Source organism: Wenjunlia vitaminophila DSM 41686 (assembly GCF_000380165.1).
Classification (GTDB): domain Bacteria; phylum Actinomycetota; class Actinomycetes; order Streptomycetales; family Streptomycetaceae; genus Wenjunlia; species Wenjunlia vitaminophila.
In genome coordinates, this window is sequence record NZ_KB904669.1 from 1 (window position 1) to 13182 (window position 13182).

At 70.6% G+C, this 13182-nt stretch carries 12 protein-coding genes and 1 pseudogene; 11 read left to right on the top strand and 2 right to left on the bottom strand.

The window, feature by feature from the left end; translation table 11 throughout:
* Positions 1 to 55: 55 nt before the first annotated feature.
* The 11 genes and pseudogenes from A3IG_RS0113275 to A3IG_RS35960 form a co-directional block, all read left to right on the top strand.
* On the top strand, positions 56 to 2050 hold the full coding sequence (locus tag A3IG_RS0113275) for a phosphopantetheine-binding protein (RefSeq protein WP_456154801.1): 1995 nt from the start codon (positions 56 to 58) through the stop codon (positions 2048 to 2050).
* Entirely contained in the window at positions 2043 to 3056 is a 1014-nt protein-coding gene (gntD, locus tag A3IG_RS0113280) for a guanitoxin biosynthesis L-enduracididine beta-hydroxylase GntD (RefSeq protein ID WP_018384054.1), read from the top strand. Before A3IG_RS0113275 ends, gntD begins: the two co-directional genes overlap by 8 nt.
* Before the next feature lie 12 nt (positions 3057 to 3068).
* The gene (locus A3IG_RS0113285; protein WP_018384055.1) at positions 3069 to 3815 is read left to right on the top strand and encodes a thioesterase II family protein; all 747 of its coding nucleotides are present in this window, start codon (positions 3069 to 3071) and stop codon (positions 3813 to 3815) included.
* Positions 3812 to 5101, top strand: coding sequence for an MFS transporter (locus A3IG_RS0113290; protein ID WP_018384056.1), 1290 nt, complete (start codon positions 3812 to 3814; stop codon positions 5099 to 5101). Before A3IG_RS0113285 ends, A3IG_RS0113290 begins: the two co-directional genes overlap by 4 nt.
* 7 nt (positions 5102 to 5108) lie before the next feature.
* Entirely contained in the window at positions 5109 to 5927 is an 819-nt protein-coding gene (locus A3IG_RS0113295) for a hypothetical protein (RefSeq protein ID WP_018384057.1), read from the top strand.
* Positions 5924 to 7663, top strand: coding sequence for a non-ribosomal peptide synthetase (locus A3IG_RS0113300; protein ID WP_018384058.1), 1740 nt, complete (start codon positions 5924 to 5926; stop codon positions 7661 to 7663). The genes A3IG_RS0113295 and A3IG_RS0113300 overlap by 4 nt, the downstream gene beginning before the upstream one ends.
* Entirely contained in the window at positions 7660 to 8634 is a 975-nt protein-coding gene (locus A3IG_RS0113305) for a TauD/TfdA family dioxygenase (protein WP_018384059.1), read from the top strand. The genes A3IG_RS0113300 and A3IG_RS0113305 overlap by 4 nt, the downstream gene beginning before the upstream one ends.
* A 23-nt stretch (positions 8635 to 8657) precedes the next feature.
* Positions 8658 to 8885, top strand: coding sequence for an MbtH family protein (locus A3IG_RS0113310; protein WP_018384060.1), 228 nt, complete (start codon positions 8658 to 8660; stop codon positions 8883 to 8885).
* Between the two features lie 536 nt (positions 8886 to 9421).
* A complete protein-coding gene (locus tag A3IG_RS0113315; protein WP_018384061.1) occupies positions 9422 to 9637 on the top strand; it encodes a site-specific integrase in 216 nt (71 codons plus the stop codon).
* Positions 9638 to 10185: 548 nt separating this feature from the next.
* Positions 10186 to 10596, top strand: coding sequence for a hypothetical protein (locus tag A3IG_RS34250; RefSeq protein ID WP_157862319.1), 411 nt, complete (start codon positions 10186 to 10188; stop codon positions 10594 to 10596).
* 156 nt (positions 10597 to 10752) lie between these two features.
* Positions 10753 to 11056 (top strand): annotated as a pseudogene (locus A3IG_RS35960) (IS1380 family transposase); the annotation flags it as partial.
* 204 nt (positions 11057 to 11260) lie between these two features.
* Here A3IG_RS35960 and A3IG_RS29645 read toward each other — a convergent pair.
* Entirely contained in the window at positions 11261 to 11788 is a 528-nt protein-coding gene (locus tag A3IG_RS29645; RefSeq protein ID WP_157862318.1) for a hypothetical protein, read from the bottom strand.
* Positions 11789 to 11959: 171 nt separating this feature from the next.
* Positions 11960 to 13177: an RNA-guided endonuclease InsQ/TnpB family protein gene (locus A3IG_RS0113330; RefSeq protein ID WP_026220233.1), complete on the bottom strand. Its 1218-nt coding sequence runs from the start codon at positions 13175 to 13177 to the stop codon at positions 11960 to 11962.
* Between the last annotated feature and the right edge of the window lie 5 nt (positions 13178 to 13182).

Consider the following 13182-nt stretch of genomic DNA (forward strand, 5'->3'; position numbering starts at 1 on the left):
CGCCACCTGCCACGACCTGTCCGACCCCGTCGACGTACCCGTCATCGGCACCCCGCTGCCCAACGTCCGCCTCCGCCTCCTCGACGAACAACTACGGCCGGTCCCCATCGGCGTCGCCGGCGAGATCTACCTCGGCGGCCCCGGACTAGCCCGCGGCTACGTCAACCGCCCCGCCCTCACCGCNCAACGCTTCATCGCCGACCCCCACGGCGACACCCCCGGCAGCCGCCTCTACCGCACCGGCGACCGAGCCCGCTGGCGCCCCGACGGAACCCTCGAATACCTCGGACGCACCGACAACCAGATCAAACTCCGCGGCTTCCGCATCGAACCCGGCGAGATCGAAGCCACCCTCACCCACCACCCCACCGTCAAGGAAGCCGCCGTCACCGTGGCCGCCGACGACGGCACCGCCCGGCTGATCGCCCTCGTCGCCCTCGACTCCCCTGGCCCGCACAACGGTTCGGGCGACGACGACCAGGGCGCCCAGGTCAAGGACTGGAACGCCGTCTTCGAGACGACCCACATCGACGCCGTCGACGGCGAACTCACCTTCAACACCAAGGGCTGGAACGACAGCCTCACCGGTGCGCCCATCCCCGCCGAGCACATGCGGGAGTGGGTCGGCAGCACCGTCGTCCGGCTCCTGGCCGAGCCGGCCAAGCGCGTCCTGGAGATCGGCTGCGGCACCGGACTGCTCATGTGGCGGCTGCTCCCGCACGTCGCCGAGTACACCGGCACCGACTTCTCGCTGCCCGCCGTGGAATGGCTCCGGGAAGGGCTACGCCGCCGCCCCGCGCGCCATGCGCGGCTGCACCACCGTGAGGCGACCGACTTCACCGGCGTCGACGCCGCGTCCACCGACCTCGTCGTCATCAACTCGGTCGTCCAGTACTTCCCCGACCGCGACTACCTCAACGCGGTCCTGGACCGCGCCGTCAACGCCACAGCCGACCAGGGGCGCGTCTTCGTCGGAGACGTACGTAACCTCGCCCTCGCCCCGCAGTTCTACGCCCGCCAGGCCCTCGCGCACGCCGATCCCGGGGCCCCGGCGCAGGACGTGGCCCACGCTGCGGGTGAACTCGCTGCCCTTGACAGCGAGTTGCTGGTCTCCCCCGAGTACTTCACCACGTTCGCGGCCCGCTCTCCCCGCGTCACCGGAGTCGAGATCCTGCCCCGCCGGGGACGGCACCGCAACGAGATGAGCCTGTACCGCTACGACGTGGTGCTGCACGTGGGTGGCCGTCCGGCCACCCCGGAAGCGAAGGTCGTCACCTGGGGCGAACAGGTCCACGACCTGGCGTCACTGTCCGCCTTCCTGGACCGCGAGGGCCCGGACGCCCTGCTCGTGCGCGGCGTCGCCAACGACCGCCTGACCCACGACAACGAGCTGCTCGACAGGCCCGTACGCACGACGCCCGTCGACCCCGAGGACCTGTGGACGCTGGAGGACTCCACCCCCTACCGGGTGAGCGTCAGCTGGGCCGCCGCAGATCCGCAGGGCGCGATGGACGTCCTGCTGGTCCGGCGGGGCGCCCGCGGCGGCCGCACGCTGCTCGTCCCCCACCCCACGCCCGAGCCGTCGGCCCGGCTGACGAACGCCCCAACCCGGCATCGGCGCACGACCGAGGAGGACCCAGCCGCCGACGGGCTGCGTTCCTGGCTCGCCGAACGGCTGCCCGACCACCTGCTGCCCGCGCGGATCGTCGAGGTGGACGCGCTGCCCCGCACCGACACCGGCAAGCTCGACCGGGGAGCACTCGGCGGGCTCGTCACCGCGGGCCGCGCCGCCCGGCAGAGCGACAGCGCCGCCACCGCGCCCCGCACCAGCCTCGAACAGACCCTCGCCGACGCGTGGGCGCAGGTGCTCGGCCTCCCCGAGGTCGGCGTGCACGACAACTTCTTCACCCTGGGCGGGGACTCCCTCCTCGCCATCAGGGCCGTCGCCCGGTGCCGTCGGGCCGGCGTCCAGCTGACCGTCCGGCAGTTGCTGAGCGAGCAGACCGTCGCCGCGCTGGCGACAGCTCTCGATGAGGAGAACCATGACTGACCTCCAACTGCGCACCGTCGCGCTCACCCACGAGGAGAGCACCGAGGTCGATGACCTGTTACGCACCCTGGCCGACGTACCGGTCGACTCCACCGTGGCGCTGCTGCACCGCACCCGCCTCGCCGCACAGGAACTGCCACTGCGCATCCGCACCGAGCTGACCGGGATGCGGCTCTACGACAGCCCGCGTGCCCTCGTCGTCACAGGCTTCGGCATCGACGACGACCGGATCGGACCGACTCCCGTGGCCCGCCCCGCCCCGACCCCCGAGCGGACCCGGAACCAGGAACTGCTGCTCCTGCTGCACGCGGCCCTGCTCGGTGAGGCCTTCGGCTGGGCCACCCAGCAGAACGGTCGGCTCGTCCACGACGTGCTGCCCGTCCCCGGCGAGGAGACCGAGCAGATGGGCTCCAGCAGCAAGGCCGAGCTCCTGTGGCACACCGAGGACGCGTTCCACCCGCTGCGCTGCGACTACGTCGGCCTGCTGTGCCTGCGCAACCACCAGCGGGCCGTGACCACCCTGGGCTGGCCCGACCTGTCCCGGCTCACCCCCGAGGACCGGGCCACGCTCCTGGAGCCGCGCTACCTGATCCGTCCTGACACCTCGCACACGCCCGAGCAGAACGCGTCAGACACGCGATCCGCCGAACGGTTCGCGGTGATCGCCGAGATGGACGACACCCCGGAGCACGTCGCCGTCCTGTTCGGCGACCCCGAAGACCCGTACCTGCGGATCGACCCGGCCTACATGAGCCCGGCTCCCGGGGACGCGGCCGCCCGGCGGGCGTACGACACCATCACCACGCTCATCGAGGACGCGCTGCAGTACGTCGCCCTGGACGCGGGCTCGCTGCTGCTCGTCGACAACTACCAGGCCGTACACGGTCGCAAGCCGTTCGCCGCCGCCTACGACGGCCGCGACCGCTGGCTCAAGCGGGTCAACATCACCCGGGATCTGCGCCGCTCCCGGTCCGCGCGGCAGTCGGCCACCTCGCTGCTGGTGTGAGGGACTACCGACATGGACTTTCCGCTCACCCGCATCAACCCCTGGTACAGCGGCGGCTGTGACGGCCCGCCCCGGGTGCGGCTGTGCGCGCTGCCGTACGCGGGCGGCACCGCGGCCGTCTTCAAGGACTGGCCCGCCGCGCTGCCCTCCGGAACGGAGCTGCTCACTGCGCATCTGCCGGGCCGCGGCGACCGGTTCGCCGAACCGTCCCTGGCCACCCTGGAGGAGACCGCCGAACAGCTGTGCGCGGCGCTGCCGCCCAGCGACCTGCCCACGGCCGTCCTCGGCCACAGTATGGGCGCCCTGCTGGGGTACGAACTGGCGGCGCGGCTCGCGGCGCTGGGCCGCGCCCCGAGCCTGCTCATCGCCGCGGCCTGCCGTCCCCCGCACGTCCCGCCGGACGACTCCGGTCCCGCGACCGAGCGCGAGCTGGCCGCCACCCTGCGGGAGGAACGGCCGTGGGACGACGCCCTGCTGGACGAGGAACTCATGGAAGCGGTGCTGCCCGTCCTGGTCGCCGACATCGTCGCCGGTGACCGCTACCATCGCCCTCGGCCCCCCGCGCTCGACCTGCCGCTGAAGGTCTACATCGGCGCCGACGACGACGGGACCGACTGGCGAACCGCCCTGGACTGGCGCGCGTGCACCGCGCGGGACTGCGAGGTCGTGGTCCTGCCAGGCGGCCACTACTTCGTGGAGACCGACCGCGCGGCCGTGCTCGCCCGCGTCGCCGCGGACCTCGCCGAGGTGGTGGCGTGAACACACACGTCGACGCCAGACCCAGCTACCTCGCGGTGCTGGCCGTGCGCGAGGCCCGCTCGCCGTTCCTCGGTAGCTGCCTGGCACGCATGTCCTTCGCCGTGCTGCCGCTGTCGCTGCTGCTGTCGGTCCGCGACGCGACGGGGTCCTTCGCCGTCGCCGGACTCACCTCCGGCGCGTTGTCGGCCACGCTCACCCTGTTCGCGCCCGCCCGGGCCCGGCTGATCGACCGCAAGGGCTCACGGACCGGACTGATCTGGCTGACCGTCCCCTACCTGCTGGGGCTCGCCGCCCTGATCACCCTGGCCGAAGCGGGGGCGCCCACGGAGGCGCTGCTCGGCGCCGCCGCGGTCGCAGGTGTGTTCGCGCCGCCGCTCGGGCCGACGATGCGCGTCCTGTGGGCGAAGATCCTGCACACCCGCCAGCCCCTGCTGCACACCGCCTACGCCCTCGACTCGGTCTCCGAGGAAGTGGTGTTCACCGTGGGCCCGTTGCTGGCGGGCGGTCTGATCGCGCTCGCCGCGCCGCTCGCGTCGATGATCACGGTCATGGTGCTCATCGCGGCCGGCACCGTGTGCTTCGTGCTGTCCGCCGCGACCGCCGCTACCTCCGCCTCGGACGAACCCGCCGAGGACCAGCCACGCGGCCGGCCCATGGCCCTGCCCGGGATGCGCACGATCGTGCTGTCCTTCGGCGGTGTCGGCCTGGTCGTCGGGGTGTTGCAGGTCGTGCTGCCCTTCATCGCCGACCACGCGGGCTCACCCAGCGCGGGCGGCGTCCTGCTGGCCCTGCTGTCGGCGGGCAGCGCGGTGGGCGGCCTCACCTACGGGCGGATCGGCTGGCGCTCGACACCGGTGCAGCGGTTCTCGGTGCTCGTCACCGGGTTCACCCTGACGGTGCTGCCGCTGTGCCTGACCCAGAGCCCCGTGCCTGCCGGGGCGTTCGCCTTCCTCGTAGGACTGTGTCTCGCCCCGCTGTTCACCACGGCCTACCTGCTGGTCAACGATCTGGTGACGGCGTCGAGAACCGCCCCGACCGAGGCCAACACCTGGGTGTCCACCGCCAACAACGGAGGGTTCGCCGCGGGCAGCGCCGCCGCCGGTGTGCTGCTCGACTCCCGGGGCCCCGCCCTCACGGTCGCCCTCGCGTTCGCCGTGGCCGCCGCGATCGCCGTCATGACCGTCCTGCGGCGCCGGACCCTGGAACTCGAAACTTCGAACAGCGTGCCGACCGCCGCCGAACCCTTCGACCGCACCGCACCCGTCAAAGCCGAACCCGAGGAGTGAACCGATCGTGCCCGAGAACGCGGCGAACTGGTCGCGCATCCGCGCAGGGGACGTACCCGGCGTCGTACTCGCCGTCGACTTCTACGGAACGGGCCGCCAGGAGGCCACCTTCCGCCACTTGTGCGACCTCCTACCCGATCCGGTCGAGGTCTGGCACGCGGTCCCGCCCACCCCGGACGGCGACTGGTCCGCCGCGACCGGTGCCGGCCATCTGCACTGGTGGACCAAGGGACTCGGTACGGTCCTCGCGGGACGGCCGGTGCGTGCCCTCATCGGCTACTGCGCGGGCAGCGTCTTCGCCTCGGCCCTCGCCGACGTCCTTGGCGAACGGGAGGGCACCCGGCCGCAGGTCGTGTTGTTCAACCCGGGCGTCCCCCACGTCGCTACGCTCACCCGCGACTTCCGCGGCCTGATCGAAGGCATGGACGTCCTCACGGACGAGGAACGCGCCGGTCTGCTCGCCGAGATGACCGCGATCCAGGAGGCACACGCCCCCGACGCGCTGGTCCCGGTCGCCGAGCAGTACGCCTCCCTGTACCGCAAGGGCTGCGACCTGCTGTGCGAACGGCTCGGCGTGGACGCCCTGCTCGGCGCCGAACTCGTCACCCTTCTCCACTCCTACCTGGCCTATCTGACGGCGGCTCTCGACGTGCCGCCCACCCCGCAGTGGCGCACCGCCGCCTCGCTCACCTCCCGGGAGCACCGGGGTGCCGACTTCACCGACACCGAGCACGGCTTCGACGTCGCCCGCGCCGATCTGCTGAACTCCCCGCAGGTCGCCGCCGCGCTGGCCGCCCTCCTTCGCGAACACGAGGCGAGCCGATGATGCCCCTTGCCCTGCGGGACACCTTCCTCGACCAGGCGAGGCGGACCCCCGACGCCGACGCCGTCGTACACGGCGACCGGGTGTGGACGTACCGCGAACTGGAGGTGCGCGCCGGGCGTATCGCCCGGACACTGGCCGCACGTGGCGCGGGCCCAGGCACGCTGGTGGCCGTGCGACTGGCGCCCGGCCCCGAACTGGTCGCCGCGCTCCTCGCGGTCGTGCTGACGGGGGCGGGCTATGTGCCGCTCGCCGACGACGACCCGCAGGACCGAAGCCGACACATCCTCGATGACTGCGCTGCCACGCTGCTGCTGGCCGAGCGTCCCTCGGACGAGGGGCGCACCCTCACCTTGGACGAGGCATCGGCGCCCGCCCGCCCGTTCGACGCAGCCCCGGTGCGGGCCGGTGATCCGGCCTACGTGATCTACACCTCCGGTTCCAGCGGCCGGCCCAAAGGCGTGCTGGTCGAGCACGGCGCGCTCGGCGCCTACCTGGCGGAGGCCCGCGCCCGCTACGACGGGCTGGCCGGGCGGACGGTGCTGCACTCCTCGGTGTCGTTCGACATGGCGGTGACCAGCCTGTGGGGCCCGCTCGTGAGCGGCGGCGCGATCCACGTCCTCGACCTGAAAGCGATCGCCTCCGGTGAACAACCGCCGCCCGCGGCCACGGCTCGCCCCACCTTCCTCAAGGTCACTCCCTCGCACCTGCCCCTGCTGAGCCTGCTCCCGGACCCCTGCCTGCCCACGGGGCAGCTCGTGATCGGCGGTGAGGCGCTGACCGGCTCCGCGCTCGGGCACTGGCGTACCGCGCACCCCGACGTCACGGTCGTCAACGAGTACGGGCCCACCGAGGCGACCGTCGGCTGCTGCGCGTACGTCGTCCGCCCCGGTGACGCCGTGGACCCGGGTGCCGTGCCCATCGGGCGGGCGTTCACGGGCACGCGCCTGTACGTGCTCGACGTGGAGGGCAAGCCGGTCACCGCGGGCACGGTGGGCGAACTCCACGTAGCGGGCGTGCAGTTGGCGCGCGGCTACCTCGGGCGCGCGGAACTGACCGAGGAACGCTTCGTCCCGGACACGTTCGCCGCCGACGGCTCCCGGATGTACCGCACGGGCGACCTGGTGCGAGAACGCCAGGACGGCGACCTCGAGTACCTCGGGCGCGCGGACGAGCAGCTGAAGGTCTCCGGGTACCGGATCGAACCCGGTGAGATCGAGGCCGTGCTCCGCGGCCATGCGAGCGTGCGGGACTGCGCGGTCCTGGCCGTCGGCGCGGCGGATGCCCGTCGGCTCGTCGCCTACGTGACCCCGGGCCCCGGCGCCGCGCCCGAGCCCGCCGCCCTGGCGCGGCACGCGGCCGGGGCGCTGCCTCCGTACATGGTTCCAGTGGTGTTCGTCGCGATACCCGAACTGCCGCTCACCCCCAATGGAAAGCTCGATCGGGCCGCGCTGCCCGAACCCCCTGCTCAGAGCGACGAGTCGGGCGAGCGCGGCCGGGCCGAGACCCTGCTGTGCGAGCTGGTGGCGCAGGCCCTGGGTGTCCCGGAGATCGGTGCCGACGCCGACTTCCTGGTGGCCGGCGGCAGCAGCATCACCGCACTGAAGCTGGTCGCCGGTGCCCGCAGGGCCGGCATCCGCCTCGAACTCACCACCGTCCTGCGCGAACGCACGGTGCGCCGCATCCTCGCGGCCCAGCCGGACGTCGCCCCGTTCATCGCCGAAGGAGAGCCCAAGTGACCGGGTCCTTAACGCTCACCCCCCTCGGCGGGATCACCCCCCTGCCCCGCGGCGAGGGGCTCACCTCCGGCGCCGAGTACGACCTGGGGGCGCTCGGCGACGCGGGCACCGACTGGGTGCGGTCCCACAGCCCGCGCCTGCGCGAGCGCCTCGCCACCGACGGGCTGATCCTGCTGCACGGTTTGTCCGCCGACGGCGATGGCGTCGGCGGCTTCCACGACGTCGTCCGGTCCGTCGGCGGCGATCTGCTGCGCTACACCGAGCGGTCCACCCCGCGCAGCGTGGTCACCGGGAACATCTACACCTCGACCGAGTATCCCGCCGACCAGCCCATCCCGATGCACAACGAGAACTCGTACGCGCTCAGTTGGCCGTCCGCGGTGTACTTCTTCTGCCACACCGCGCCGGGCACCGGCGGGGCCACGCCCGTCGCCGACAGCCGCGCCGTCCTCGACCTGATCCCGGCCGAGGTCAGGGAGCGGTTCGCCAAGGGAGTCATCTACACCCGTACGTTCCGCGCCGACATGGGGCTGAGCTGGCAAGAGGCGTTCCAGACCGAGGACCGTGCCGACGTCGAACGCCACTGCCGCACGCACGGCCAGGAGTTCTCATGGGACGGTGAAGTCCTGCGCACCCGCCACCACCGCCCGGCCACTGCCGTCGACCCGGGCACGGGGGCCGAGGTGTGGTTCAACCAGGCGCACCTGTTCCACATCTCCAGCCTGGAGCCGGACCTGCGCGAAGTGCTCCTGGAGACGTACGGCGAGGACGGCCTGCCCCGCAACGCCCTGCTCGGCGACGGCAGTCCCATCCCGGACGCCGACCTGGCGGCGATCCGCGCCGCCTACGACCGTGCCTCGCTCGCACTGCCCTGGCGGCAGGGCGACATCATGCTGGTCAGCAATATGCGGATGGCGCACGGCCGCGAGCCCTACACCGGCGAGCGCCGCATCCTCGTGGCGATGACCTGACCCGACCATCCCCGGAGGACCCTATGAGCAACCCCTTCGACGACGAGGACGGCACCTTCCTCGTGCTGCGCAACGACGAGAACCAGTGCTCGCTGTGGCCGGACGGCTTCGCTCTGCCCGCCGGGTGGAGCATCGTGCACGGTCCGGACACTCGCGCCTCCTGCCTGGACCACGTCGAGCAGACCTGGACGGACCTGCGCCCTCGAAGCCTGACAGTGGCCCTGGACGGGGCCGGCCAGGACGCCGTCTGAGCGCTGACACGGCCTTCGACGACGCCCGGGCTCCAGTCGGTGGTGAAGACGAGATCGACTTCCGCTACGTCCCCGGGCCGGCCAGGCCAAGCAACTCATCGCAGCGGTGCGGGACCAAGGACAGCGGGGGCAGCACCTGCACGCGTTCTTCGGCTGCCCGTACTACGCCGCGATGCGACCGGCCGAGGTCACCGCCCTGTCCCGCACCGCCTACACGCTGCCGAGACGGGATGGGGTGAACTGCTGCTTGCCGACACCGCACCACGTGTCGGCTCGGCATGGACGGACACCGGCGCGTCGTTCGACACCCGGGGACTCAAGCGCCGGGCCAGGAAGACCACCCGCCCGGTCCCGATCCCGCCCGTCCTGGTCGCCATGCTCCGCGAGCACCTGACGACCTACGGGACCGCCGAGGACGGGCGCCTCTTCCGGGCCCACCGCGGCGGCCACGTGCTGTCCAGGGAGTACGGCGAGATCTGGAAAGCGGCCCGCCTGGCTGTCCTCGGCCCCAGGAGGCGGCGACACCCCTCGCCTCGGTGCCCTACTCCCTGCGGCACGCCGGTGTCTCCCTCTGGCTGAGCTCAGGCGTCGCCCCGGCCGAGGTGGCGCGTCGGGCCGGGCACAGCATCGCCGTGCTGTTCCGGTTCTACGCCAAGGTCATCCACGGCAGCCAACAGCAGACCAACGAACGCATCGAGCAGGCCCTCAGCGCCGCCGAAACAGACCCTGAGGAAGGGGTGAGCGAGCAGTGATCCTGGTCCGCGCCTGGTCCGTAAACGCTGGTCAACCCCGGGATACCGGCGAGTCAGCCTGAGACAGCCCTTGTGAGCTGTGGTTTTGTTGACCTGGGCGGAGGGTGTGGGATTTGAACCCACGGTGACATCGCTGCCACGACGGTTTTCAAGACCAGGCGATGCAGGACTACACCACCGCCCTGACCTGCTCAAACTCCTACCTCGACGTTCTCAGCCGATCACACGGGCCGCGCATGGTCCACGAGTTCGCTGCGACGTCGCACTGGCCACCTGTCCACGGCGAGCCCGGACTCGCGATCCACCGGACAACGCGGCCTACGAGAAACGGGGCCGACGTCCCGGAAGCAACGCAACCCGAGCACTCAACTGCGCGGACAGGTCCACATCTACACGGATATTGCATCAAATAGCAGAAGGTGTCGAGGCTCTTCGACTTCAGTTTCACTTGACAGGCACTCGTCAACGTGGTTGACTCACTCGCCCCTGCACCATTTCAGGAAAACCGAATCACTTCTCTGGCGCCTCCGCTATCGAAAGTGAGAGAAATGAGCGGGATGCAGAAAGTTCCCCATAAGATCGGTAAGCTCCTCGGCGTGACGATCGCATCTCTCGCGGTCACCGTCGCCATGTCCACCAGTGCGTCCGCGGGATCGGACGGGCCAGTGGTCGTCGACAGCTCCGGGTACAAGGCCCGAGGTGTTTTCCTGAGCTACGGCGACCACATCAGGGTTTCGGACGATTATGCTGACGGAAAGTCGGCTGTCGTGCTGTGGAACGACCCGACCGGCGAAGAACGCCGCTGCTGGGACTCCAATGGCGCTCTGAACGGTATGACGGACTGCAATTACAATCTCCAAGAGGGGGCCTACGTACATTACGAGGTATGCCTCGGAGAATACGGGAGTCGACAGGTCCATTATTCAACCTGCGGCGAATCGGGTTGGGGTTACGCCTGAGCCTGGATCCATCGTTTGGTGATCGGTTCGGGTGGCCCCGGATATAGAAGAGGCGCCTGCCGACCTGGGATGATGAGAGTTCTTTACGCTTCCATCGGCCCCAATCAGCGAGGCACCTCGTAAGTGAAATCCTCCCATACGGCCGCGGCGACGTTCGCCGTCATCGAGCAGGTCTCCGCCGACCTGGAGGACTCCGCCCTCGGCCACCTGCCGTCGGGGAAGTTCACCGCGAACGCCACCTGGCTCACCCTGGCCGCTCTCAGCCACAACCTCACTCGCGCTCTCGGCGCCCGGGCCTCCGCGTTCCACGCGAAGGCCCGCACCGGCGCCGTCCGCCGCCGTCCCTGCCCCCCTCGCCACGGGTGCACGCACCCCGACCTGGCACTTCCCCGACCATTGGCCCTGGTGGCAGGCGCTGGAGAACCCGTGGACGACCGTCGGGCACCGCCTGCGCACCTGACCAGCTGGACCGACTGAGCGTTTTCAGTTGGCCACTGAGCTTCTTCAGAACGGCTACCGATCGGGTGACGGGCGGATCCGCAAAGGCTGAGCACTAATGCAGATCAGAGGCCGGTCAACTTCACAGAACCATTCACGCTCCGGGATGATCGCTGAAAACGCTCACTGAATACAGGTTGCCTCCTCAGATCACCAAAAACTCAACTCAGAGCAGGAGGGTGTTGAGGAAGTCGGCGTTGGCTGCGGTGTCGTGGCCGACGGTGATCGTGTGGTGGGGCAGGTCGGTCAGGCGGGCGGTGACGTGGTGGCGTGCGTCGGTGGTGCCGCCGCCGTCGACCCCGCCGGCGAGGCCGAAGACATCGGGGTAGCGGTCTTCGGTTGGGCCGGTCATGAAGTCGTGATCGGCGAGCTGGCCACCGGGGGTGGCGGTCGGGGGCGCGTCGGGGGTGACGTGTGGGAAGAGGAGTGCAGCGGCGTGGCCGCTGGTGGCCAACGCGATGCCGAACCAGTCGGGGAACTGGTCGGGCCAGATCTGGGCTTTGAGTTCGCGGTCGCCGTTCCAGAGGGGGGTGTGGTGGCCGGAGAGGAGGGCTGCGGTCACCAGGGGGTGTTGGGTGGGGTGGAGTCGGTCTCCGGCTTTGAGGCGTTTGCGGGCGGTGCCGGTCCAGTCGAGGGCGTGCAGGAGGCCGAGGCCGACGGCGGCGGCGGCGGACGGCCAGGGGAGCACGGACACACCGCGGGTGTCGCCTCGGACGAACACGCGGTCGTTGGCAAGCAACGACCAGCCGGGGCGCTGGGCCGGGTGAGGGCGACGGTCGTTTTGCCGGCGCGTTTGTGGCCGAGGGCCAGGGCGACCTGGTCGTGGTAGGCGACGGCTGAGGCGTGGATTGACATCCTCCCGGCCCTAAAGGACCGGGATTCCTACTACCCGCATCTGCGGGTGTCGGTGGGTTCCTGCTTCACCGCGCTGCGCCGGTACGGGTACCGGTCTTACCTGCGCTCCACAGGCCGTAACGGCCAGTCCGGCCGCCTTCGCGACGTTGACCGCCGCGTTGATGTCTCGGTCGAGGACGGCTCCGCACGCCCCGCACGTCCATTCGCGGACGTTGAGGGGCTTGGGGCCGTCCTTGACGCCGAACACGGAGCACACCTGGGAGGTCGGCTCGAAGCGGCCGATCCGTATGAAGGTGCGCCCGTGCCGTGCGGCCTTGTACTCCAGCATGTTCACGAACGCCGACCATCCGGCGTCGTGCACGGACTTGGCCAGGCGCGTGCGCGCGAGTCCCTTCACTGACAGGTCTTCCACGGCGACCGCTTGGTTCTCGCGGATCAGCTTGGTGGAGAGCTGGTGGTGGAACTCGCGGCGCGCGTCGGCAACCCGCGCGTGAGCGCGAGCGACCTTCGCCCTGGCCTTGCCCCGGTTCGCGGAGCCATTCTGCTTGCGGGACAGCTCCCGCTGCGCCTTCTTCAGCCGCTTCTCGGCCCGCCGCAGGAACCGGGGCGAGTCGACCTTGGTGCCGTCGGAGAGGACAACGAAGTGTCCCAACCCGAGGTCTATGCCGACCTCGGCGTCTACCTCGGGCAGTACCTTGGTCGGCTCGGTCTCCACCACGATCGAGGCGAAGTACCGGCCGGCGGCGTCCTTGATGACCGTCACGGTGGACGGGGTCGACGGCAGCGCACGCGACCAGCGCACGGGTACGTCGCCGACCTTCGGCAGGCGCAGCTTTCCGCCAGCCGTGATCCGCCACGACGCGTTCGCGGTGAAGCGGATGGACTGCCGGTTGTCCTTGCGGGACTTGTACCGGGGTGGGCCCATCTTGGGGCGCTTGCCCTTGAGGCCGTCGAAGAAGTTCTTGTACGCGGCGTCCAGGTCCCTCAGAGACTGCTGGAGGATCACGAAGGACACCTCGCCGAGCCAGGCCCGCTCCGGTGTTCTCTTCGACGTGGTGAGCTGCTTCGACAGCTCGCCCGAGGTGACGAACGGCAGCCCCGCCGCGCGGGCCTCCTCGCGGACGCGCAACGCGTCATTGAAGACGACCCGCGCGCACCCCAACGCTTTTGTCAACGCCATGCGCTGACCGGCGCTCGGGTACAGGCGGAAGCTGTACCGAAGCTGCATGAGAT

Excerpts from the sequence above, each read along its gene's own strand:
- gntD (WP_018384054.1), top strand. The coding sequence starts at position 2,043 with ATGACTGACCTCCAACTGCGCACCGTCGCGCTCACCCACGAGGAGAGC.
- A3IG_RS0113300 (WP_018384058.1), top strand. The coding sequence starts at position 5,924 with ATGATGCCCCTTGCCCTGCGGGACACCTTCCTCGACCAGGCGAGGCGG.
- A3IG_RS0113285 (WP_018384055.1), top strand. The coding sequence starts at position 3,069 with ATGGACTTTCCGCTCACCCGCATCAACCCCTGGTACAGCGGCGGCTGT.
- A3IG_RS0113330 (WP_026220233.1), bottom strand. The coding sequence starts at position 13,177 with ATGCAGCTTCGGTACAGCTTCCGCCTGTACCCGAGCGCCGGTCAGCGC.
- A3IG_RS0113310 (WP_018384060.1), top strand. The coding sequence starts at position 8,658 with ATGAGCAACCCCTTCGACGACGAGGACGGCACCTTCCTCGTGCTGCGC.
- A3IG_RS34250 (WP_157862319.1), top strand. The coding sequence starts at position 10,186 with ATGAGCGGGATGCAGAAAGTTCCCCATAAGATCGGTAAGCTCCTCGGC.